Annotated in this window: 20 protein-coding genes; 10 read left to right on the top strand and 10 right to left on the bottom strand. The window is 52.0% G+C overall.

What is annotated here, in order from left to right; genetic code table 11:
* Positions 1 to 156 precede the first annotated feature (156 nt).
* Together sulA and ompA are read left to right on the top strand one after the other, a co-directional pair.
* Positions 157 to 666, top strand: coding sequence for an SOS-induced cell division inhibitor SulA (gene sulA, locus OGV57_RS02975; RefSeq protein WP_032936288.1), 510 nt, complete (start codon positions 157 to 159; stop codon positions 664 to 666).
* Between the two features lie 357 nt (positions 667 to 1,023).
* The gene (gene ompA / locus OGV57_RS02970; RefSeq protein WP_003035883.1) at positions 1,024 to 2,070 is read left to right on the top strand and encodes a porin OmpA; all 1,047 of its coding nucleotides are present in this window, start codon (positions 1,024 to 1,026) and stop codon (positions 2,068 to 2,070) included.
* A gap of 88 nt (positions 2,071 to 2,158) precedes the next feature.
* Here ompA and matP read toward each other — a convergent pair whose 3' ends face one another.
* Positions 2,159 to 2,611, bottom strand: coding sequence for a macrodomain Ter protein MatP (matP, locus tag OGV57_RS02965; protein ID WP_003035881.1), 453 nt, complete (start codon positions 2,609 to 2,611; stop codon positions 2,159 to 2,161).
* A gap of 185 nt (positions 2,612 to 2,796) precedes the next feature.
* On the opposite strand from matP, the gene OGV57_RS02960 reads away from it, so the two are divergent.
* Together OGV57_RS02960 and fabA are read left to right on the top strand one after the other, a co-directional pair.
* A complete protein-coding gene (locus OGV57_RS02960; RefSeq protein ID WP_054528242.1) occupies positions 2,797 to 4,557 on the top strand; it encodes an AAA family ATPase in 1,761 nt (586 codons plus the stop codon).
* Positions 4,558 to 4,625: 68 nt separating this feature from the next.
* Positions 4,626 to 5,144, top strand: a complete 519-nt coding sequence (gene fabA, locus OGV57_RS02955; protein WP_003035875.1) for a bifunctional 3-hydroxydecanoyl-ACP dehydratase/trans-2-decenoyl-ACP isomerase — start codon at positions 4,626 to 4,628, stop codon at positions 5,142 to 5,144.
* A gap of 107 nt (positions 5,145 to 5,251) precedes the next feature.
* Here fabA and rmf read toward each other — a convergent pair whose 3' ends face one another.
* The 6 genes from rmf to rlmKL all read right to left on the bottom strand — a co-directional run bounded on the left by rmf (position 5,252) and on the right by rlmKL (position 13,177).
* Entirely contained in the window at positions 5,252 to 5,419 is a 168-nt protein-coding gene (gene rmf, locus OGV57_RS02950) for a ribosome modulation factor (RefSeq protein ID WP_003035871.1), read from the bottom strand.
* Positions 5,420 to 5,675: 256 nt separating this feature from the next.
* Positions 5,676 to 6,239 (bottom strand): membrane integrity-associated transporter subunit PqiC, encoded by a 564-nt coding sequence (gene pqiC / locus OGV57_RS02945; RefSeq protein ID WP_003035868.1) that lies wholly within the window; start codon positions 6,237 to 6,239, stop codon positions 5,676 to 5,678.
* Positions 6,236 to 7,876 (bottom strand): intermembrane transport protein PqiB, encoded by a 1,641-nt coding sequence (gene pqiB, locus OGV57_RS02940; RefSeq protein ID WP_003836843.1) that lies wholly within the window; start codon positions 7,874 to 7,876, stop codon positions 6,236 to 6,238. The genes pqiC and pqiB overlap by 4 nt, the downstream gene beginning before the upstream one ends.
* A 4-nt stretch (positions 7,877 to 7,880) precedes the next feature.
* Entirely contained in the window at positions 7,881 to 9,134 is a 1,254-nt protein-coding gene (gene pqiA / locus OGV57_RS02935) for a membrane integrity-associated transporter subunit PqiA (RefSeq protein WP_003035862.1), read from the bottom strand.
* Between the two features lie 14 nt (positions 9,135 to 9,148).
* On the bottom strand, positions 9,149 to 11,056 hold the full coding sequence (locus tag OGV57_RS02930) for an ABC transporter ATP-binding protein (RefSeq protein WP_054528241.1): 1,908 nt from the start codon (positions 11,054 to 11,056) through the stop codon (positions 9,149 to 9,151).
* A gap of 12 nt (positions 11,057 to 11,068) precedes the next feature.
* Positions 11,069 to 13,177 carry a bifunctional 23S rRNA (guanine(2069)-N(7))-methyltransferase RlmK/23S rRNA (guanine(2445)-N(2))-methyltransferase RlmL gene (rlmKL, locus tag OGV57_RS02925; RefSeq protein ID WP_054528240.1) on the bottom strand — a complete coding sequence of 703 codons (2,109 nt, stop codon included), beginning with the start codon at positions 13,175 to 13,177 and terminating at the stop codon, positions 11,069 to 11,071.
* Between the two features lie 98 nt (positions 13,178 to 13,275).
* Between rlmKL and OGV57_RS02920 the strand changes: the two genes are divergently transcribed.
* Positions 13,276 to 14,382 carry a YcbX family protein gene (locus tag OGV57_RS02920; protein WP_054528239.1) on the top strand — a complete coding sequence of 369 codons (1,107 nt, stop codon included), beginning with the start codon at positions 13,276 to 13,278 and terminating at the stop codon, positions 14,380 to 14,382.
* On the opposite strand, the gene zapC is transcribed toward OGV57_RS02920, so the two are convergent.
* Complete coding sequence (gene zapC, locus OGV57_RS02915) at positions 14,379 to 14,921, bottom strand: cell division protein ZapC (protein ID WP_003035852.1); 543 nt, start codon at positions 14,919 to 14,921, stop codon at positions 14,379 to 14,381. The genes OGV57_RS02920 and zapC overlap by 4 nt on opposite strands.
* Positions 14,922 to 15,086: 165 nt before the next feature.
* Positions 15,087 to 16,097 (bottom strand): quinone-dependent dihydroorotate dehydrogenase, encoded by a 1,011-nt coding sequence (gene pyrD, locus OGV57_RS02910; RefSeq protein ID WP_003035851.1) that lies wholly within the window; start codon positions 16,095 to 16,097, stop codon positions 15,087 to 15,089.
* A gap of 366 nt (positions 16,098 to 16,463) precedes the next feature.
* On the opposite strand from pyrD, the gene ssuE reads away from it, so the two are divergent.
* The 5 genes from ssuE to ssuB are packed head-to-tail and all read left to right on the top strand — an operon-like array spanning position 16,464 to position 20,714.
* Entirely contained in the window at positions 16,464 to 17,039 is a 576-nt protein-coding gene (gene ssuE, locus OGV57_RS02905) for an NADPH-dependent FMN reductase (protein WP_054528238.1), read from the top strand.
* The gene (locus tag OGV57_RS02900; protein WP_003836853.1) at positions 17,032 to 18,006 is read left to right on the top strand and encodes a sulfonate ABC transporter substrate-binding protein; all 975 of its coding nucleotides are present in this window, start codon (positions 17,032 to 17,034) and stop codon (positions 18,004 to 18,006) included. The genes ssuE and OGV57_RS02900 overlap by 8 nt, the downstream gene beginning before the upstream one ends.
* Positions 18,003 to 19,148, top strand: coding sequence for an FMNH2-dependent alkanesulfonate monooxygenase (gene ssuD, locus OGV57_RS02895; RefSeq protein ID WP_054528237.1), 1,146 nt, complete (start codon positions 18,003 to 18,005; stop codon positions 19,146 to 19,148). The genes OGV57_RS02900 and ssuD overlap by 4 nt, the downstream gene beginning before the upstream one ends.
* A 10-nt stretch (positions 19,149 to 19,158) precedes the next feature.
* Complete coding sequence (gene ssuC, locus OGV57_RS02890; RefSeq protein ID WP_003035843.1) at positions 19,159 to 19,950, top strand: aliphatic sulfonate ABC transporter permease SsuC; 792 nt, start codon at positions 19,159 to 19,161, stop codon at positions 19,948 to 19,950.
* On the top strand, positions 19,947 to 20,714 hold the full coding sequence (gene ssuB / locus OGV57_RS02885) for an aliphatic sulfonates ABC transporter ATP-binding protein (RefSeq protein WP_003035840.1): 768 nt from the start codon (positions 19,947 to 19,949) through the stop codon (positions 20,712 to 20,714). The genes ssuC and ssuB overlap by 4 nt, the downstream gene beginning before the upstream one ends.
* Positions 20,715 to 20,785: 71 nt before the next feature.
* Here ssuB and pepN read toward each other — a convergent pair whose 3' ends face one another.
* The gene (gene pepN / locus OGV57_RS02880) at positions 20,786 to 23,398 is read right to left on the bottom strand and encodes an aminopeptidase N (RefSeq protein WP_054528236.1); all 2,613 of its coding nucleotides are present in this window, start codon (positions 23,396 to 23,398) and stop codon (positions 20,786 to 20,788) included.
* Positions 23,399 to 23,618: the final 220 nt, after the last annotated feature.

Below are 23,618 nucleotides of genomic sequence, written 5' to 3'. Positions count from 1 at the left end.
GAAAATAGGCAACTTATGCGTATGGAGCAAGATGAATTTTATTTTTCCCGTGACGACAACTAAAAATTGCGAACCTGTTTCCGAAAATAAGGTTGATCTTTGTTGATAGCAGGGTTACTGTATATCCATACAGTAACTCACAGGGCTGGATTGATTATGTACACTTCAGGCTATGCAAATCGTTCTTCGTCGTTCTCTTCCGCATCAAGCAGCATTGCGCGCGTTTCATCAGAGAACGCAACCGCTGGGCTTATCAGTGAAGTGGTCTATCGCGAGGACCAGCCCATGATGACGCAACTACTGCTGCTTCCTCTGCTGCAACAGTTAGGGCAGCAATCACGCTGGCAGCTGTGGCTGACGCCTCAGCAAAAATTAAGCCGGGAGTGGGTGCAGTCAGCCGGACTTCCATTGACAAAAGTAATGCAGATTAGCCAACTCTCCCCCTGCAATACGCTAGAATCGATGATTCGTGCGCTACGCACGGGTAATTACAGTGTTGTCATTGGCTGGCTGGCGGAAGAATTAACGGAAGATGAACATGCCGAACTGGTCAAAGCGGCTGATGAAGGAAATGCGATGGGTTTTATCATGCGTCCTGTTTGCGCACAGTCACTTGCGGGGAGACAGCATTCCGGGCTAAAAATTCACTCGAATTTGTATCATTGAGTAAAATTAGGATTTATCCTGGAATTTTTTTTCATGCTTCAATTTGCCTTTGAGCTTTAACGCGTTTTTCGTCCGAACGCCTGTCTCAAGCGGTTTTCAGGAAATCCTCAGTGCATTTAGTCATCAATAAATGTTAAATATTATGTATACAAGCCTTTTTTTTTCATATGCCTGACGGACTTCACACTTGTAAGTTTTCAACTACGTTGTAGACTTTACATCGCCAGGGGTGCTCGGCGTAAGCCGCAGATATCGGTAGAGCAACTATTGAACTGGTCCCCGGGTGAAGGATTTAACCGTGTTATCTCTCTTCGGAGATATTCATGGCGAATTTTGGATGATAACGAGGCGCAAAAAATGAAAAAGACAGCTATCGCAATTGCAGTGGCACTGGCTGGTTTCGCTACCGTGGCGCAGGCCGCTCCGAAAGATAACACCTGGTATACTGGTGCTAAACTGGGCTGGTCTCAGTACCATGACATTGGCAACAACCAGATCGACAACAACGGACCGACCCACGAAAGCCAACTGGGTGCTGGTGCGTTCGGTGGTTATCAGGTTAACCCGTACGTTGGTTTTGAAATGGGTTACGACTGGTTAGGTCGTATGCCGTACAAAGGCAACACTGAAAATGGCGCATTCAAAGCTCAGGGCGTTCAGCTGACCGCTAAACTGGGTTACCCAATCACTGACGATCTGGACGTTTATACCCGTCTGGGTGGTATGGTTTGGCGTGCAGACGCTAAAAACAACCAAGGCTTCAAAGACCACGACACTGGTGTATCCCCAGTATTCGCTGGTGGCGTAGAGTATGCAATTACTCCTGAAATCGCTACCCGTCTGGAATACCAGTGGACCAACAACATCGGTGACGCGAACACCGTTGGTGGTCGTCCGGATAACGGCCTGTTGAGCGTTGGTGTTTCTTACCGTTTCGGCCAGCAGGAAGAAGCAGCTCCAGTAGTTGTTGCTCCGGCTCCGGCTCCAGAAGTACAGACTAAGCACTTCACTCTGAAGTCTGACGTTCTGTTCAACTTCAACAAAGCAACTCTGAAACCAGAAGGCCAGCAGGCTCTGGACCAGATGTACAGCCAGCTGAGCAACCTGGATCCGAAAGACGGTTCCGTAGTGGTTCTGGGCTTCACTGACCGCATCGGTTCTGACGCTTACAACCAGGGTCTGTCCGAGAAACGTGCTCAGTCCGTTGTTGATTACCTGATCTCTAAAGGTATTCCTTCTGACAAAATCTCTGCACGTGGCATGGGTGAATCCAACCCAGTTACTGGCAACACCTGTGACAACGTGAAAGCTCGCGCTGCACTGATCGACTGCCTGGCTCCGGATCGTCGTGTTGAGATCGAAGTTAAAGGCATCAAAGACGTTGTAACTCAGCCTCAGGCTTAAGTTATCGTCTTATAAAAAACCCCGCTATGCGGGGTTTTTTTTCATCTGTTTCCACTCAAAACAAGCCTCTTGTTACACCAGCCAACCGCTAGTCTTTTCCCAGCAACGCCTGTAAATCCTGTTTCAATGTCGACATTTTGTTCGCGTACTTCTCTTTATGCTCTGCGTCTTCAATCAGCTGCACTATAGTTTCAGAAAGCGTTTTTCCGCGCCGCTGCGCAAGACCTGCCAGACGCTGCCAGACCATAAACTCCAGATCGATCGATTTCTTACGCGTATGTTGATGTTCTGCATTAAAGTGCCGCTTACGCCTCGCCCGGATCGTTTGCTTCATACGATTGAGCAGTGCAGGGTTCATGTATTCTTCAATCCAGGCGTTGACCCGAACCGGTTCATTTTCGAGGGTTAGCAACAAATCAACGGCTTCTTTGGCAGCGCTGGCTTCCACATAGCGGGTAATCAACTCCCCCTCGCGATGCTTCTTCACCAGGTACTTCCATTTCCATCCGCTTTCAAGATTTTCAAGTTGTTGATATTTCATTGCGATCTCAATGTTACCGTGTAACTCTTATCAGAATATCAGCTTTTTCGGCATCTGAAGAAAAGAATATCCAGCCTGTGAACTGCCGCGCGTCATCACAACCGTTTCGCGGCGCTTTCCAGGTGTTTAGTGGTGAGGGTTACGGTATAATCTCGTTTTTTACAACAGACTAAAAAACATCAACTTTGACCATTACGAAACTTGCATGGCGTGATCTGGTTCCTGATACCGACAGTTATCAGGAAGTATTTGCACAGCCGCACGTCACTGACGACACCGACACCTTACTTAGTGATACTCAGCCACGTTTACAATTCGCGCTAGAGCAGCTTCTTCAGCACTGGACAACATCCTCGTTCATGTTGGTTAAAGCACCGGAGGAGCTTGAGTATCTCAACCTTATTGCAAAGGCTGCACGTCCCTTGCACACGGATGCAGGAAGCCTGACTGGCGGTCATTACGACATCTCCGGTCACACTATTCGTTATCGTACAGCTGAAAAAGCGGAAGACAATTTTGCGACGTTGACGCAGGTGGTCAGCGCTGACTGGGCCGAAGCTGAACAACTGTTTGGCTGTCTACGTCAGTTCAATGGCGAAATTACGCTGCAGCCAGGTCTGGTACATCAGGCCAATGGGGGGGTGCTGGTTATCTCATTGCGCACGCTGTTGGCCCAACCTCTGTTGTGGATGCGTCTGAAAGCCATTGTCAGCCACGAGCGTTTTGATTGGGTGGCTTTTGATGAGTCTCGCCCACTGCCTGTCTCTGTTCCGCCTATGCCGCTTAAACTGAAAGTGATTTTGGTGGGTGAGCGTGAATCGCTGGCGGATTTCCAGGATATGGAACCAGAGTTGGCTGAGCAGGCCATTTACAGCGAGTTTGAAGATAATCTGCAGATCGTGGATGCCGAAACCATGACGCAGTGGTGTCAGTGGGTCACGCATACTGCCATGCGCAATAATTTGCCTTACCCCGCTCCTGATGCCTGGCAGGTTTTGATCCGTGAAGCCGTTCGCTATACCGGTGAACAGGATACATTACCTCTTAACCCGCAGTGGATCACCAGACAGTTCAAAGAGGTGGCCCCGTTATGCAAGAGCGAAACCTGCAACGCTGAGCAGTTCAGCCTGATGCTGGCTCAGCGCGAATGGCGTGAGGGATTCCTGGCTGAACGCATGCAGGATGAAATTCTGCAAGAGCAGATCCTTATCGAGACAGAAGGCGAGCGTATTGGCCAGATCAACGCCTTGTCGGTGATTGAGTTTCCAGGCCACCCACGCGCATTTGGCGAGCCTTCTCGTATCAGTTGCGTCGTGCATATTGGCGACGGCGAGTTTACGGACATTGAGCGCAAAGCCGAGCTCGGCGGAAATATTCATGCCAAGGGTATGATGATTATGCAGGCGTTCCTGATGTCGGAACTCCAGCTTGAGCAGCAAATCCCCTTCTCTGCCTCGCTGACCTTTGAGCAATCTTACAGCGAAGTGGACGGTGACAGCGCGTCTATGGCAGAACTGTGCGCATTGATCAGCGCCCTCGCCGACGTGCCTGTTAATCAAAGTATCGCCATTACCGGTTCTGTCGATCAGTTTGGTCGGGCGCAACCTGTCGGTGGTCTGAATGAGAAAATTGAAGGTTTCTTCGCCATCTGCCAGCAGCGTGAGCTGACGGGCACGCAGGGCGTTATCATTCCTTCGGCTAACGTCAGACACCTCAGCCTGCATCCCGCGCTGCTGCAGGCCATAGAAGAAGAAAAATTCACTATCTGGGCGGTGGACGACGTAACTGATGCGCTGCCACTGTTGTTAAATCTGGTGTGGGATGGCGAAGGCCAGACAACGCTGATGCAAACCATTCAGGAGCGTATTGCCACGGCTACGCAACAGGAAGGTCGTCACCGTTTTCCATGGCCGCTACGTTGGCTGAACTGGATTATTCCGAACTGATCGGACTTGTTCAGCGTACACGTGTTAGCTATCCTGCGTGCTTCAATAAAATAAGGCTTACAGAGAACATGGTAGATAAACGCGAATCCTATACGAAAGAAGACCTTCTTGCCTCTGGTCGCGGTGAACTGTTTGGCGCAAAAGGGCCACAACTGCCAGCACCAAGCATGCTGATGATGGACCGTGTCATCAAGATGACCGAAACCGGTGGCAACTTTGACAAAGGTTATGTTGAAGCTGAACTGGATATCAACCCAGACCTGTGGTTCTTCGGTTGTCACTTTATCGGCGATCCGGTGATGCCGGGCTGCCTGGGTCTCGACGCCATGTGGCAGCTGGTTGGATTCTATCTCGGCTGGCTGGGCGGCGAAGGTAAAGGCCGTGCGCTGGGCGTAGGTGAAGTTAAATTCACCGGCCAGGTTCTGCCGACTGCGAAGAAAGTCACTTACCGCATTCACTTCAAACGTATCGTTAACCGTCGCCTGATCATGGGCCTGGCTGATGGTGAAGTGCTGGTTGATGGCCGTCTGATCTACACCGCAAACGATCTGAAAGTGGGTCTGTTCCAGGACACTTCCGCGTTCTAATCCAGGACTGCGTAGCAGCCAGACATTAACGTTTCTCCGTTTTATCTGGTGTGCAAAAAGGCGAAACCTCCGCTCTGCGGAGGTTTCTTTTATCTAAAGAGACAGAATCAGGCCATTAAAACCCTATCCCCCATGGCTTCTCGCCAGCCTCCCAGCCAGTATGACCTCTGATTCAGCGTCTGATAGGGACACATTTCTTTTGAGCGTCCGGCAATGCCGGCCTGATATCCACGTTGATGTGCCCGTTCCAGGCGATCTCGTTTTTGTCTCTTCATGCCTCGTTTCCCTCATTTTTTGGTCTGGTGGAAAAGAAAACAGTGATTACTAAGTGTGCAATCACACTAAACGAATACCCCTAAACATTAGGCTCGTCAATGCGCAAAATTCACGCCAGTGTCATATTTGTGAGCTAGCCTCTAAATCATTTGTACAAAAATAGTCAGTCAGAACAGCTATCTCCACGGCTAAAAAAATAAAAAAAACCGCCCCGGGCGGTGAGCCAGGGGCGGCATAATTTACAATTATTTAAGCTTATGGGATGCGTTTCAGCTCTTGAGCAATAGCCGTCGCTTCCTGACTCCAGGCGTTAGCAAGAACCTTCACCATCTCATCGTAGCCGTCTTTAGTCTGTACAGCTTCGATGTGGAATGGACGTTTGATCAGTTGTCCCTGATGATTCAGCAACCATTCTCCACTCACGATAACCTTACCATCGTAACGACCGTGGAAGCCGGTTACGGTGACGTTCAGCGTGTCCTGAGTGCTTCCCAGCGGCTGCGAAGCAACAACCCAGCCAGGCAACTGCATGCTGAGGTTAGCAACCAGCGTATTGCGCAATTGCTGATCTAATGGGCTGGCCCAGAGATTATTATTGGCTATAACATATTGCACATCGCTGGTCTGGTAAACCACCCCATTACCGGCCAGATAATCAGGTACCGCAATCTGTTCAACCCACAGCAGACGGTTTCCCTGATTGGCGGAGCTCTGCACACCGCCTTGTGCGATAGGGAGCTGGTAATAGCTTTTATTCTCTCCGCTGGAGCTGCATGACGTCAACCAGACCGCCATCATCACCACTAGCCACTTTTTCATTGTTTCGCCCTCTTCGGCTCTGGATCTTTCTTGTCCTTCGCTTCAAATACCAGCGCATTACTCTTATCGTTCAGCGTTTTCAGTACCGGTTGCAGTTCACGTAGCACCTGATCAAGACGCTGCATATCTGCCACCATCTTGTTGTAGGCCGCAGAACCAGGCTGGAAGCCCTGCATGCTACGATTTAGTTCACGCAGCGTGTTCTGCATATCCGCCGGAAGATCCTGCATCGACTGGCTGGACGTGATCTTGTTCATGTTATCCAGCGTGGTTTGCAGATGCTTCATCGTGCGCTGGCTTTCCGACAGCGTATTGGTTGCCTGCTCAATCATCGGGTTCAGCGGCAGATTATTAATCTTATCCAACGCTTCCATCAGACGCTGTTGGATCTGCGCCAGACCACCGCTCACGGTCGGAATAATTTGATAACCATTAAATTCGCGCACACCAGTAATCGGCGGCTCTTTCGGGTAGAAGTCGAGATCGACATAAAGCGCGCCGGTCACCAGGTTCCCGGTTTTGAGCGATGCCCGTAATCCGCGTTTAAGCAATTCCGCCAGATGAGCACCAACATCAGTATCTTCGCCCAGCTGCGCCTTCAGACGTTCTGGTTCGATGCGTACCAGCACCGGAATGCGGTAATCATTGTTGAACACCTGGCGCATATTCGGTGAGAAGAAAGGTACTTTACTCACCGTACCCAAGCGGATGCCACGGAATTCCAGCGGCGCACCAGGCTGCAGGCCACGAATCGAATCTTTAAAGAACATCAGATAATCGATATGATCGGTATACAGTGAATCCTGAATACTTTTTTGATCGTCATAAAGATTAAACGCTGACTGTTGTGCGACCGGCTCGCCCTGCTCTAAACCTTCTGGCACATCAAAACTTACACCACCGCCAAACAGCGTGGAGAGCGAACCCATTTCTACGCGCATACCTGCTGAGGTAAGATCTACGGCGATCCCGCTGTCTTTCCAGAAACGCACATTACTGGTCACCAGACGATCGTTAGGCGCATTAATGAAAAGCTGATAGCTGATCGTACGCTTTTGCGCATCAAATGTGCTGGTTTCAACCGAACCTACACGATAGCCGCGAAAAAGCACCGGATCGCCCGGACTCAACTGACCGGCTTTTTTGCTGTCCAGAATCACACGGATCCCTTTTGCATCTGGCGGGGCCAGCGGCGGTGAATCCAGCAGTTGGTAATTTTCCAGCTTACTGCCTTTATTACCAGGCTGCAGTTCAATATAAGCCCCGGACAATAGCGTGCCGAGCCCACTTATACCTTCACGTCCAACCTGCGGCTTCACCACCCAAAAGACAGAATCTTTATGCAGCAGCTTTTCCATTCCGGAGTTAAGACGCGCTTTAATCTCCACATGGGTCAGATCATCCGTCAGGGTTGCGCTCTCAACGATGCCGACGTCCACACTGCGGCTCTTAATCGTCGTTTTGCCCCCTTCAATACCTTCGGCATTGGTGGTAATAAGCGTGACCTGTGGCCCCTGATGACTGTAGTGATAAAACAGAACCCACGCGCCAATGAGTGCAGTGACGATAGGAAATATCCACACGGGCGACCAGTTTTTTACCTTTTGCACTTTGGCTTCCCCACTTTTAGATTCCATGCTGTCAGGACTCCTCATGGCCTGGTTCTGGTTCACGATCCCACGACAGACGCGGATCAAATGTCATCGCAGAAAACATTGTCATAATGACGACTAAAGCAAACATCAAAGCACCCATTGCAGGATAAATGTTCATTAACCCTCCCATGCGCACCAGCGCAGAGAGTACCGCAATCACAAAGACGTCGATCATTGACCAGCGACCGACAAATTCCACAACTTCATAAATCAGGTGCATACGTTCACTGTCGCGTTTGCCGTGCCCTTTGGCGTCCCAGCATAGCCAGGCAATGGCGATCATTTTCAACGTCGGCACCATAATACTGGCGATAAAGATAACCGCAGCCACCGGATACGAGCCTTCGCTCCAGATTAAAACCACCCCCTCAAGTATGGTTGACGGCAGCTTTGACCCGAGCAAATCGGTAATCATAATCGGCAGAATATTGGCAGGAAGATAAAGCATGATTGACGTAAACAGTAATGCCAACGTCCATTGCAGACTGTTTTTACGCCGCACATAACCTTTCGTCTGACAGCGTGGGCACACCCGTTCATCAGCGGGAAGTATTGCAGTGCAGCAAGAGCAGGAACGCAGTCCCTGTCGAATACCAGGCACGCCAGGTTTTAAGGCCTGCTTTATGACAGGCATTGGCGCAATATCATCCCATAGCCAGCGACGGTCAACGCACTGAAATGCACGCAACTGTAAAACGCAAAAGAAGCACCACGGAATAAAGCTGCTGCCCACGCCGATATCGCCGTAGGCCATCAGCTTAACAAAGCTCACCAGCACGCCGGCGAGGAAGATTTCTGCCATTCCCCAGCTTTTTAACTGAAACAAAATGCGCGCCAGCCATGCTTTAAGCCGCTCGGGCATCTGAACCCGGTTTACCAGTAGCAGGATCGTCAGCAGGCAAAAGGCCGGAACCAGCTGAACGAATAAGATAAAGAAGGTGCCGAGACTGGCGTAATCTTCAGAAAAGAGCACGCTGGGAATTTGCAGCAACGTCACTTCACTACTCACCCCTGCGACGTTCATATTCACAAAGGGAAAGAGGTTTGACAGCAGCAGCATAAATAGTGCGGCTAAAACATAGGCAGTGGGACGCTGCCGGGGCGCGTCCCACTCAACGGTTAACGTAGTGCCACATCGTGGACATGCCGCTTTCTGACCATGCTCAAGGCGAGGTAACGCCACCAGCATGTCACACTGCGAGCACAAAATATGCTTCGCGGCATGGTGATGTTCGCACATAGGTGCTCCTTTAATTATGCGCCATTCTTCAAAGACTCAAGATACTCCCAGCGCTCAAAGGCTTGCTCAAGTTCTTGTTCCGCTTCGTTCAAATTAGCTAACACCTGTTGCGTTTGCTCGTGAGGCTGACTGAAAAACGCGGCGTCAGCAACCTGAGCCTGTAAGGCTTCCAGCTTAGCTTCCAGTTCTTCAAGCAACGCGGGGAGCTGCTCCAGTTCGCGCTGCAGTTTATAGCTTAGTTTGCTGGTGCCGCGTTTGACAATTTCTGCTTTAGGAGCGGTTGGCTCCTCTGTTTTTTTCGCAACTGGCTGCTTAAACGCCACATACTGCGATTGCTGACTGCGCGCATCATGATAACCGCCGACATAACGACCAATTTTACCGCCGCCTTCGAAGATCCAGCATTCGGTCACGGTATTATCGACAAACTGACGGTCGTGGCTCACCAGCAGCACGGTGCCCTGGTAGCTATCAATCAATTCTTCGAGCAGTTCCAGCGTTTCGACGTCAAGATCGTTCGTTGGTTCATCGAGAATCAACAGATTGCTGGGTTTCAGGAACAAACGCGCCAATAACAGGCGATTACGTTCCCCGCCAGAGAGCGCACGTACTGGCGTCATCGCACGTTTTGGATGGAACAGGAAGTCCTGCAGGTAACCCAGCACATGGCGAGGTTTACCGTTAACCATCACCTCTTGCTTACCTTCAGCCAGGTTGTCCATCACGGTTTTATCGGGATCCAGTTCGGCGCGGTGCTGATCGAAATAGGCCACTTCCAGCTTGGTACCGACGTGAATGCGTCCGCTGTCAGCCTGAAGCTGACCTAACATCAACTTCAGCAGCGTTGTTTTGCCGCAGCCGTTAGGTCCGATTAGCGCGATCTTGTCGCTACGCTGCACCTGCGCGGAGAAATCTTTCACCAGCTGCTTTCCGTCAACCTGGTAATCCACATTCTCCATTTCGAAAACAATCTTGCCTGAACGGCTAGCCTCTTCGACTTGCATCTTCGCTGTGCCCATTACTTCGCGACGTTCGCCACGCTCGCGACGCATGGCTTTCAGTGCGCGCACGCGACCTTCGTTACGCGTACGACGCGCTTTGATACCCTGACGGATCCAGACTTCTTCCTGCGCCAACTTGCGGTCAAATTCCGCGTTTTGTAACTCTTCTACGCGCAACGCTTCTTCTTTATCCAGCAGATACTGATCGTAACTCCCCGGATAGGTCACCAGCTTGCCGCGGTCAAGATCGACAATACGCGTCGCCATATTGCGGATAAATGAACGGTCATGGGAAATGAAAATAATTGTCCCATTGAAGGTTTTCAGGAACCCTTCCAGCCAGTCGATGGTTTCAATATCCAGGTGGTTCGTCGGTTCATCCAACAGCAGCACGCGCGGGTTGCTCACTAACGCGCGGCCCAGTGCCGCCTTACGTAGCCAGCCGCCGGAAAGCGATGCCAGCTCCATGTCTGCTTCCAGGCCAAGCTGTTCCAGTACTTCATTAATACGGTTTTCCAGCTGCCACAGATTGTGGTGATCCAGCTGTTCCTGAACCTTCGCCAGTTCCTGGAGGTTTTTATCACTCGGATCGGCGATCACCAGATGCGAGATATCGTGATAACGCTTGAGGTAAACCGCCTGTTCTGCAATCCCTTCGGCGACAAAATCGTAGACGCTACCCTGCACGTTGCGCGGCGGATCCTGCTGCAGACGCGCCACAACCAGATCCTGCTCATAAATAATACGCCCATCGTCAAGACCCTGTTCACGGTTCAGGATCTTCATCAGCGTCGATTTGCCCGCGCCATTACGGCCAACCAGACAGACCCGCTCGTTATCTTCGATATGCAGTTCAGCATTATCAAGAAGCGGCGCATCGCTGAACGACAGCCATGCACCATGCATACTGATTAATGACATTTAATTTTCCTTTCAGGCTGCGGTAATCAGCCAGCAATTGTGGATCTGACGGTTACGGGCAAAGTCCTGGGAAAGCGTTTTTTGGGTGATTTCTTGTGCTTTCAATCCCAGTTCAGCCAAACCGTCGAGATCCATACGGAACCCACGTTTGTTGTTGGAGAACATGATCGTGCCGTCTTTACGCAGCAGACGTTTCAGATCTTTCATCAGCGCCAGATGATCGCGCTGCACATCAAACGAGTCTTCCATACGTTTTGAGTTAGAGAACGTCGGTGGATCGATGAAAATCAGATCAAACTGTTCATTGGCATCACGCAACCAGCCCAGGCAATCGGCCTGAATCAAACGGTGAGCGCGACCGCTCAGGCCGTTCAGACGCAGGTTGCGTTCCGCCCATTCCAGATAGGTACGCGACATATCAACCGTCGTGGTGCTACGCGCACCGCCCAATCCTGCATGTACGCTGGCGCTGCCGGTGTAGGAGAACAGGTTAAGGAAGTCCTTACCTTTACTCATCTGCCCCAGCATACGGCGCGCAATACGGTGATCGAGGAATAAACCCGTATCAAGGTAGTCAGTCAGGTTCACCCACAGGCGCGCGTTGTACTCGCTTACCTCAATGAATTCACCCTTCTCATTCATCTTCTGATACTGATTCTTGCCTTTCTGCCGTTCACGGGTTTTCAGCACCAGTTTATTGGGTGCGATTTCCAGTACTGACAGCGTTGCGGCAATAATGTCAAACAGGCGTTGGCGCGCTTTTTGCGCATCAACTGTCTTCGGTGGGGCATATTCCTGAACCACGACCCACTCACCGTAACGATCCACAGCAACGTTGTATTCCGGCAGATCAGCGTCATACAGGCGATAACATTCAATGCCTTCCTGGCGCGCCCATTTTTCCAGTTTCTTGATGTTCTTGCGCAGGCGGTTAGCATAATCTTCCGCGACCGTGGCAGGCTTGCTGTCCGCGGTGGTCTCTGCAACGTGATAGTTTTTCTGCACACAATCCAGCGGGCCGTTTTTCGCCTTGAACTGCTTGTCGGCACGTAATTGCAGGCTGCTGAGCAGATCCGGAGAGGCGCTGAACAGCGACAAATTCCAGCCGCCAAACTGGTTTTTCATCGTACGGCCCAGCAGGCTGTGCAGGGCAATCAGCGCCGGTTCGCTATCCAGACGTTCGCCGTAAGGCGGGTTACTGATAACTGTCCCATACGGTCCTTTCGGCAACGGATTGCTCAGTTTGGCGACATCTTTAACCTCAAACGTCATCAGATCGGCGATACCGGCGCGGCGAGCGTTACTGCGCGCTTTTTCAATCACGCGCGCATCGCTGTCGGATCCATAAAAATGCGAGGTATAGTCAGCCAGTCCCTTACGCGCACGCACCTGCGCTTCGGCTTTAACTTCTTGCCAGACGGCTTCGTCGTGCTGCGCCCAACCGCTGAAGCCCCAGTACCCGCGGTGCAGGCCCGGCGCGCGATCGGTTGCCCACATCGCAGCTTCAATCAGCAGTGTGCCGGAACCACACATCGGATCGAGTAACGGGGTTCCCGGCTGCCAGCCAGAACGCATAACAATAGCGGCGGCCAGCGTTTCTTTAATCGGTGCCTGACCCGCGCGATCGCGATAGCCACGCTGGTGCAAACCATCACCGCTCAGATCGAGCGCAATGCTGGCGGTATCTTTATTCAACCAGACGTTGATGCGCAGCTCCGGAGATTCACGATCCACATTCGGACGCGGCATATTTTTACGGGTAAATGCATCGACAATCGCATCCTTGACCTTTAGCGCGCCGTACTGACTGTTACGAATGGTTTCGTTCAGGCCGCTAAAATGAACGGCAAACGTAGCACCAGGGTTAAATATCTCTGTCCAGTCGATTGCCTGAACGCCGAGGTACAGATCAAGATCGCTGTAGACCTTGCACTCTCCCATCGGCAGGATAATGCGCGAGGCCAGGCGACTCCACATCAGGCTCTGGTAAACAAGCCGCGTGTCGCCCTTAAAATGGACCCCACCCTGAACGACCTGACACTCCAGCGCGCCGAGGTTTTCCAGTTCAGTTTTTAACAGCTCTTCCAGCCCGCGGGCCGTACTGGCAAACAGAGAATTCATAATGTCACTTTTACTCCGAGAAAATTGCTGCGCATTATAGCTAATATGGGCTGTATGTCATAAAGTTGAAGGCTTATTTTCATTCGAGGGGCTGTACAGTGGTCACGTTAACCCGACTTTTTATTCATCCGGTTAAATCAATGCGCGGCATTGGGCTTACGCATGCCCTGGCAGATATTAGCGGTCTCGCCTTTGACCGTATATTTATGATCACTGAACCTGATGGAACGTTCATAACCGCCCGCCAGTTCCCACAAATGGTCCGTTTTACGCCTTCCCCATTCCACGATGGGCTGCATCTTACGGCTCCAGACGGCAGCAGTGCGCTCGTACGGTTTGCCGACTTCGCCACCCAGGATGCGCCAACTGAAGTATGGGGTAATCATTTTACCGCGCGCATTGCGCCAGTGGCTATTAACCAGTGGCTTAGCAGTTTTTTCTCCCGTGACGTGCAGCTACGCTGGGTCGGTCCGCAGCTGACGCGCCGTGTAAAACGACATGTTGATGTTCCTTTATCCTTCGCTGATGGTTATCCCTATCTGCTGGCCAACGAAGCATCTCTGCGCGATGTGCAACAGCGCTGTCCGGCAAGCGTCAAAATGGAACAGTTCCGCCCCAATCTGGTGGTTTCGGGAGCTGGCGCCTGGGAAGAAGATACCTGGAAAGTGATTCGTATTGGCGACGTCATTTTTGATGTTGCAAAACCCTGTAGCCGCTGTATTTTCACTACCGTTAGCCCGGAAAAAGGCCAGAAACATCCATCCGGCGAACCGCTCGCAACACTGCAAACCTTCCGTACTGCGGTAGATAATGGCGATGTCGATTTCGGCCAGAATCTTATCGCACGCAACAGTGGCGTTATTCGCGTCGGCGATGAGGTAGAGATTTTGGCAACCGGCCCCGCCAGAGCGTACGGCGCAGCGGAATCAGACGACACTGCACCCGAACAACAACCTGATGCCACGGTGCTTATTGACTGGCAGGGACAGACCTTTCGCGGAAATAATCAGCAGGTATTGCTTGAGCAGTTGGAAAACCAGGGTATCCGGGTTCCCTATTCATGCCGGGCAGGCATTTGCGGATGCTGTCGAATTCGACTGGTAGATGGCGAAGTTAGCTCGTTGAAGAAATCAGCGATAGGGGACGACGGAACGATTCTGTGCTGCAGTTGTGTTCCCAAAACGGCAATCAGGCTGGAGAGCTAAACCGCCTGCTCAAGGCTGAAACTGTCAACAACGGCCTGCGGTTTCAGTCTGTCATTCATTATTTTAATCGCATCGCCAAGCTGCATCGTACGCCCGGCGATAACCACACCAGGTTGCGCAAGCAGACAAAGCGCGGCGTTTTCCCCCGGCTCAACCACTAACAGGTTTACCTGTTCATCGGTATCGCTTAAATCAACACAGGCAGCGTCACCCACGACCGGTGACCAGTTAATACCGTGTGCAACAAAGTGCCAGCTTTTCGGCATTTGCGGTTTGAGATAACGAATCGCCACCAGCGCATTGAGCACCAGTTCCGCTTTTTGTTCTTTGGCTAAATCCAGGTAGCGACATTTTTCTTCAAAGGAAAAATAAAGCGCGGCGTCATCAACACAAAAACCTGACGGAGAAAATGCATCAGGAGTGAGCATTTTACGAGCAAAACGCGAACGGAATAACATGCCATTGGCTAAATCGAGCATCATACGATCGTGCTCTTCATCATAATACCAGCGCCAGTTATCGTCGGGTTTAATTCGCATCAGTTTCTCTCCTTTCCTTAATCATCACCGTTACGACAGTATCCTTTTGCCGCTTCGTTTATTGCCCTAATAATAAAAGCTCAGAATGTTTAAATAAGCAACAGTAAAGGAATATAAAACAACCAGGGCTAGAAATAAAGCCCTGGTTTGTGATTAAGGTAGCATTCAGATATTGCTGACGATTTCTTTTATCAACGGCGGACCTTTAAAAATAAAGCCCGAATAAATCTGTACGAGGGTTGCACCAGCAGCTATTTTCTCACGTGCAGCAATCACCGAGTCGATACCACCAACACCAATAATCGGCAGCTGGCCTTTTAATTCCTGAGACAACTGGCGAATAATTTCTGTACTTTTTAATTGTAACGGTCGACCGCTCAGGCCACCCATTTGATCGCAATTTTTCATTCCTTGAACGAGAGAACGATCGAGCGTAGTGTTAGTCGCAATTACGCCATCAATATTATGACGAACTAAACTGTCAGCAACCTGGATCAGTTCTTCCACAGAAAGATCCGGCGCGATCTTTACCGCCACTGGAACATATTTATGGTGGATCGTTTGCAGATCATTTTGCTTATTTTTAATTGCCGTCAGGAGATCGTCTAGCGCCTCGCCGTATTGCAGCGTGCGTAATCCCGGCGTATTCGGTGAAGAGATATTAATAGCGATATAACCCGCATAAGCATAGACTTTTTCCATACAAATCAGATAGTCATCTTTGCCGTTCTCTACTGGGGTATCTTTATTCTTACCAATATTAATCCCCAGAATACCGTCAAAATGCGATTTTTTAACGTTCTCAACCAGGTTATCAACCCCGTGGTTATTAAACCCCATACGGTTGATCAAACCTTCTGCATCGACCAGACGGAACAGACGCGGTTTATCGTTACCCGGCTGAGGGCGTGGCGTCACGGTACCAATCTCAATGGAACCAAATCCCATCGCGCCGAGCGCATCAATGCACTCCCCGTCTTTATCCAGCCCGGCAGCAAGCCCGAGCGGATTCTTAAACGTCAACCCCATACAGGTAACCGGTTTTGCCGGTACTTTCTGGCGCACAAGCGCTTCAAGCGGTGTGCCGGTAATGCGACGTAATTGCTGGAATGTCAATTCATGAGCGCGCTCTGGATCGAGCTGAAAAAGGGCTTTACGAACGAAGGGGTAGTACATGAACTCTCCTGGATTCCCGGTGTGCAAACCGGGGGCGTATTATGTGCGATCGCGAGCAAAAAGGGAATTGACCTGCGGCAATAAATAGCAATCGTTTTCCTCGCCCCTGCTTTTTACACCCTAAATAATTCGAGTTGCAGGAAGGCGGCGAGCAGCAAATCCCCAGGAACGTACACCAGTACGTGACTGGGGTGAGCGAGGAAAGCCAACGCACATGCAACTTGAAGTATGACGGGTATATTTATTTTTCGACTTTTCTATCCCGTATAAATCATTTCGATAAACAAAATCTCTCTGCCAGACTGCATAAATTGTTATCAATGTTAAGCAAAAGCAAACAATTAGTTATAAGAGGAGATTAAAATTATGCGCGTCATTACTCTGGCGGGAAGCCCACGCTTTCCCTCTCGCTCCAGCGCGTTACTGGAATATGCCCGAGAAAAACTAAACGGTCATGATGTCGAAGTCTTTCACTGGAACCTGCATAACTTTGCCCCGGAAGACCTGATCTATGCCCGTTTCGACAGTCCGGCGCTGAACACATTTAGCGAACAATTGCAGAATGCAGACGGGCTGATTGTCGCCACGCCGGTCTATAAAGCCGCTTACTCTGGCGCCCTGAAAACCCTGCTCGATCTGCTCCCCGAGCGAGCGCTGGAAGGGAAAGTAGTTTTGCCGTTGGCTACCGGCGGCAGCGTGGCACATTTGCTTGCCGTCGATTACGCGCTGAAACCGGTACTGAGCGCATTAAAGGCCCAGGAGATCCTGCACGGTGTGTTTGCCGATGATTCACAGGTAATTGATTATCAACATAAACCTCAGTTTACGCCCAACCTTCAGCAGCGTCTGGACAGTGCGCTTGATACCTTCTGGCTGGCGTTGCATCGTCGCGATGTCCAACTTCCTCAACTGAACACCCTGCGAGGTGCCGCCCATGCTTGATCTTCTCAAGCGTCACACGTCATGGCTGGCACTGAGTGGGTTGTTGTCGTTGTCAACTCTGGGGCATGCCGCAGAATCGGCCCCCGATGCCCTGCGTATTGGTTACCAGAAAGGAAGCGTCAGTATGGTGCTGGCCAAAAGCCATCAGCTACTGGAGAAACGCTATCCGCAGACTAAAATCTCGTGGGTCGAATTCCCGGCTGGGCCGCAAATGCTGGAAGCGCTCAACATCGGCAGTATCGATCTCGGCAGCACCGGTGATATTCCGCCAATTTTCGCCCAGGCTGCCGGAGCCGATCTGGTTTACGTGGGCGTCGAGCCGCCCAAGCCGAAAGCCGAAGTGATTCTGGTGCCGAAAAATAGCCCGATCCAGAGCGTCGCGCAGCTTAAAGGACATAAAGTCGCCTTCCAGAAAGGGTCCAGCGCCCACAATTTACTGCTCCGGGCGCTGCAACAGGCTGGACTGAAACTTACCGATATTCAACCGACCTATCTGACTCCCGCCGACGCGCGAGCAGCCTTTCAGCAAGGAAACGTTGATGCATGGGCTATCTGGGACCCCTATTATTCCGCCGCGTTACTGCAAGGTGATGTACGTGTGCTAAAAGACGGCTCAGACCTCAAGCAAACCGGTTCGTTTTATCTCGCCGCCCGTCCCTATGCCGAGAAAAATGGCGCATTTGTTCTTGGCGTACTGGATACCTTTAGCCAGGCCGATGCGTTAACCCTCAGCCAGCGCCAGCAAAGTATTACCCTGCTGGCCAAAACCATGGGACTGCCAGAACCGGTGATTGCGTCTTATCTGGATCACCGTCCGCCAACCACCATTGTGCCAGTCAACGCCTCTGTTGCAGCCCTGCAACAACAAACCGCCGATCTGTTTTATGACAACCGTCTGGTGCCGAAAAAAATCGATATTCGCCAGCGTATCTGGCAACCCACTCAGCAGGCAGGAGAAAAATTATGAGTCTGAACATGTTTTGGTTTTTACCCACCCATGGTGACGGTCATTATCTTGGAACGGAAGAGGGTTCGCGCCCTGTCGATCACGGTTATCTGCAACAAATCGCGCAAACGGCCGATCGTCTTGGGTTTACCGGCGTTCTGATCCCAACTGGTCGCTCTTGCGAAGATGCCTGGCTGGTCGCCGCCTCGATGATCCCGGTCACCCAGCGATTAAAGTTTCTGGTCGCGCTGCGTCCAAGCGTTACCTCGCCAACGGTTGCCGCACGTCAGTCTGCAACGCTCGACAGACTCTCAAATGGCCGGGCGTTATTTAACCTGGTGACCGGCAGCGATCCACAGGAGCTGGCAGGCGACGGCGTGTTCCTCGATCACACCGAGCGCTATGAAGCCTCTGCGGAATTTACTCAGGTCTGGCGGCGCTTGCTGCAAGGTGAAACGGTGGATTTCAACGGCAAACATATTCACGTTCGCGGCGCGAAGCTGTTTTTCCCTCCCGTACAACAACCCCGACCACCGCTTTATTTCGGCGGCTCGTCTGATGTCGCACAAGATCTTGCTGCAGAACAGGTTGATCTCTACCTGACCTGGGGCGAGCCGCCCGAACAGGTGAAAGCGAAGATTGAACAGGTGCGGGCCAAAGCAGCGGCGCTCGGGCGCAAGATCCGCTTCGGTATTCGTCTGCATGTGATCGTACGAGAGACAACGCACGAGGCATGGCAGGCAGCGGATCGTCTGATAGCCCATCTGGATGACGACACCATCGCCAAAGCCCAGGCCGCCTTCTCAAAAACGGATTCGATTGGTCAGCATCGAATGGTTGCACTGCACAACGGTAAACGCGACAAACTGGAAATTAGCCCGAACCTGTGGGCAGGGGTAGGACTGGTACGCGGTGGCGCAGGGACCGCACTGGTTGGAGACGGTCCTACGGTCGCAGCACGTATTAACGAGTATGCCGCGCTGGGAATCGACAGCTTTGTGCTGTCCGGCTATCCGCATCTGGAAGAAGCGTACAAGGTTGGTGAGCTGCTGTTCCCGCATCTGGATGTCGCGATACCCGAAATTCCGCAACCGCAGCGCCTGCAACAGCAAGGAGAAGCGGTTGCAAACGAATTCATCCCGCGCAAAGTCGCACAAAGCTAAGGAGCGGCTAATGGCAACGACGAAAAACAGATGGTTATTGCGCCTCGCGCCCTGGTTTTTACCGGTAGGTCTGGTGGCGCTCTGGCAGCTCGCATCATCAATGGGCTGGCTGTCCAACCGCATACTACCCTCTCCGGAGGGTGTTATCGAAGCCTTCTGGACGCTTTCCGCCAGCGGCGAGCTTTGGCAGCATCTGGCCATCAGTTCCTGGCGCGCGCTGATCGGATTCTCCATCGGTGGATCGATTGGCCTGACGCTGGGACTGATCAGCGGTCTTTCGCGTTGGGGAGAACGCCTGCTGGATACCTCGGTGCAGATGCTGCGTAACGTACCGCATCTGGCGCTGATCCCGCTGGTGATTTTGTGGTTCGGCATTGATGAATCCGCCAAGATCTTTCTCGTTGCGTTGGGCACGCTGTTCCCGATTTACATCAACACCTGGCATGGGATCCGTAATATCGATCGTGGGCTGGTAGAAATGGCGCGTAGCTATGGGTTGTCCGGCTTTTCACTGTTTGTTCATGTCATCCTCCCTGGCGCCCTGCCCTCAATTATGGTCGGTGTGCGTTTCGCTCTCGGGCTGATGTGGCTGACGCTTATCGTCGCAGAAACCATTTCAGCCAATGCCGGTATTGGCTACCTGGCGATGAACGCCCGCGAATTTCTGCAAACCGATGTGGTCGTGGTGGCCATTATTCTCTACGCCTTACTCGGCAAACTTGCCGACGTCAGCGCCCAATTGCTGGAGCGAGTCTGGCTGCGCTGGCACCCGGCTTACCATATAAAGGAGGCTACCGTATGAATACCGCTCGCTTGAACCAGGGTACGCCGCTGTTGCTGAGCGCCGTGACAAAACAATACGCCGCCAATACGGTGCTCAATCAGTTAGATTTGCATATACAGGCCGGGCAATTCGTTGCCGTGGTTGGCCGCAGCGGTGGTGGTAAAAGCACGTTGCTGCGTCTGCTGGCAGGGTTGGAGTCGCCCACCTCAGGCGCATTACTTGCCGGAACCACCCCACTGGCGGAAATTCAGGATGATACGCGTATGATGTTTCAGGATGCGCGTCTGCTGCCATGGAAGACGGTTATCGATAACGTCGGTCTGGGTCTGAAAGGTCACTGGCACAATGCGGCCCGAGATGCGCTGGCCGCCGTTGGACTGGAGAATCGTGCTCAGGAGTGGCCCGCAGCGCTTTCTGGCGGACAAAAACAGCGCGTGGCCCTGGCCCGGGCATTAATTCATCGCCCTGGTCTGCTGCTGCTGGATGAACCCCTCGGCGCACTGGATGCCTTAACCCGCCTTGAAATGCAGGAGCTGATCGTCTCTTTATGGCAAGAGCACGGCTTTACCGTACTGTTGGTCACCCATGACGTCAGCGAAGCGGTAGCAATGGCCGATCGCGTTTTGCTGATTGAGGACGGAAAAATCGGGCTGGATTTAACGGTGGATATTGCACGACCTCGCCGGATTGGTTCCGTGCGTTTGACAGAACTGGAAGCCGAGGTGTTGAACCGGGTGATGCAGCGTGGCGACAATGAAGTTCAGCTACGCAAGCAAGGTTAAAAATGCCGGATGGCGCTACCGCTTATCCGGCCTACGCGTGAATGGTAGGCCGGACCCATCCGGCAATATTATCAGGCTAACGCTTTAGAGATCTTTTCGAACAGATCGCCTGACAGATTCTCCAGACCTTTCAGCTGTTCCAGCGCCGCACGCATCTTCGCCTGACGTTTTGCATCATAACGTTTTAAGCGAATCAGCGGCTCAATCAGGCGTGACGCCACCTGCGGGTTACGGCTGTTGAGCTCAGTCAGCATGTCAACCAGGAACTGATAACCGCTACCATCTTCCGCATGGAATGCTGCCGGGTTGCTGCCCGCGAAGGCACCGATCAGCGAACGGATGCGGTTTGGGTTACTCATGCTAAAAGAGCGATGCTTCAACAGGCCGCGTACCGTTTCCAGCACGTTTCTAGCCGGGCTGGTGGATTGCAGGATAAACCATTTATCCATCACCAGACCGTCATGGTGCCACTTATTGTCATACTCCTGCATCAACGCGTCACGACAAGGAAGCTGCGCCGCGACTGCCGCGGATAGCGCCGCCAGCGCATCGGTCATATTGTTCGCTTCACGGTACTGCTTGCTTACCAGCGTGTCAGCCAGATGGGTTTCGCCAAAGGCCAGGAATCGCAGGCAGGCGTTACGCAGCGTACGCTTGCCAATATCGGCATGCTCAACGCGGTACTCATCAAGATGATTAGCGTTATAGATGGCGAGGAATTCATCCGCCAGCTCGGCCGCCAGCGTGCGGGTTAAAGCTTCGCGAACTTCGGTTATCGCCACCGGATCAATGATGTCGAACAGTTCGGCAATTTCATTTACTGAAGGCAGCGTCAGGATCTCTGCCGCCAGCGCCGGATCGATTTTCTCATCCAGCAAAACTGCGCGGAATGCATCGGCCACGTGTACCGGCAGCGACAGCGGCTGTCCCTGCTGATGGCGGGCAACGTTGAGCTTAATGTAGGTCGCCAGCAGGCTTTGCGCCGCGTCCCAACGAGAGAAATCATTACGCGCGTGACGCATCAGGAAAGTCAGTTGCTGATCGCTCCATTTATATTCCAGTTTTACCGGCGCGGAGAATTCGCACAGCAGCGCCGGAACCGGCTGGAAGTAGACGTTATCAAAGACAAACGTCTGCTCTGCCTGGGTGACGTTGAGTACGGAATTCACCGGGTGCCCGCCTTTTTGTAGCGGGATCACTTTCCCTTCGTTGTCATACAACTCGAGAGCGAATGGAATATGCAGCGGTTGTTTTTCAGCCTGATCCGGCGTGGCCGGCGTGCGCTGGCTAATGGTCAGCGTGTACTGTTCAGTTGATGGGTTATAGTCATCACGCACGGTCAGAATCGGCGTACCGGACTGACTGTACCAGCGGCGGAAATGGGAGAGATCAACGTTAGACGCATCTTCCATCGCCTGCACAAAATCATCACAGGTTGCAGCGCTACCGTCGTGACGCTCAAAGTACAGTTGCATCCCTTTCTGGAAGTTAGCCTCACCCAACAGGGTGTGGATCATACGAATCACTTCCGCACCCTTCTCGTACACGGTCAGGGTATAGAAGTTGTTCATTTCGATGACCATATCCGGGCGGATAGGATGCGCCATCGGGCTGGCGTCCTCAGCAAACTGCAGGCCGCGCATGGTACGCACATTGCTGATGCGGTTTACCGCACGTGAGCCGAGATCGGAACTGAACTCCTGATCGCGGAACACAGTTAAACCCTCTTTCAGGCTCAGTTGGAACCAGTCGCGACAGGTCACGCGGTTGCCGGTCCAGTTATGGAAATATTCGTGACCGATAACGCGCTCAATATCGAGGTAATCTTTGTCGGTGGCGGTATCGGTACGCGCCAGCACGTATTTGGAGTTAAAGATGTTCAGACCTTTATTCTCCATCGCGCCCATGTTGAAGAAATCCACAGCGACAATCATATAGATGTCGAGGTCATACTCGAGGCCAAAGCGCTCTTCATCCCATTTCATGGAGTTTTTCAGCGAGGTCATCGCCCATGGCGCGCGGTCCAGGTTACCGCGATCGACGTACAGTTCCAGTGCCACTTCACGCCCTGAGCGGGTAGTAAAAGTATCGCGCAGGACGTCAAAATCACCGGCCACCAGCGCAAATAAATAGCACGGTTTCGGGAATGGATCCTGCCACTGAACCCAGTGGCGACCATTTTCCAGTTCACCCTGCGCCACGCGGTTACCGTTGGAGAGCAGGAACGGATATTGCGTTTTATCGGCGATTATTTTGGTAGTAAAACGCGCCAGCACGTCCGGGCGATCAAGATACCAGGTAATATGGCGGAAACCTTCTGCTTCGCACTGGGTACACAGCGCATCGCCTGACTTGTACAGCCCTTCCAGCGCGGTATTCGCCGCTGGGCTAATTTCATTCACGATACGCAGCGTAAAACGTTCCGGCAGTTGATTGATGACCAGAGCGCCCTCTTCTTCTTTATACTCTGTCCACAGCTCGTCGTTTACGTGGATCGACACCAGGGTCAGATCTTCGCCATTCAGGCGCAGGGGCGCGTCGGACGCGCCATGACGGACAACCTGGCTCACTGCGGTGACCACGGTTTTTTCAGCATCCAGGTCAAAGGTCAAATCAATATCAGTAATCTGGTAATCCGGCGCACGATAGTCGTGACGGTATTTGGCTTGTGGCTGTTGTGTCATAAAAAAACCTTTAGCATCTTTAATAGAGTCTCGGCTTCAGTCTATTCCTGTTGCGTAAATCGCGCTACGCAGAATGTTCATCTTTTCAGGCACAAACACCCTTTTTGCTACATTTTTATAACACGTGGCACGAATTGCCCTCGACCAGAAAGAGAGCTTATGGTGTGATCGGGGTTCAATAAATCGCTAAACAGGGTATACTCCAGCGGTTTTCTTAGTT

Origin of the sequence: Citrobacter sp. Cf087 (assembly GCF_030334285.1) — a bacterium.
In the GTDB taxonomy this organism is placed as follows: Bacteria; Pseudomonadota; Gammaproteobacteria; order Enterobacterales; family Enterobacteriaceae; genus Citrobacter; species Citrobacter freundii.
This window is presented reverse-complemented; position numbering and strand designations above follow the sequence as displayed.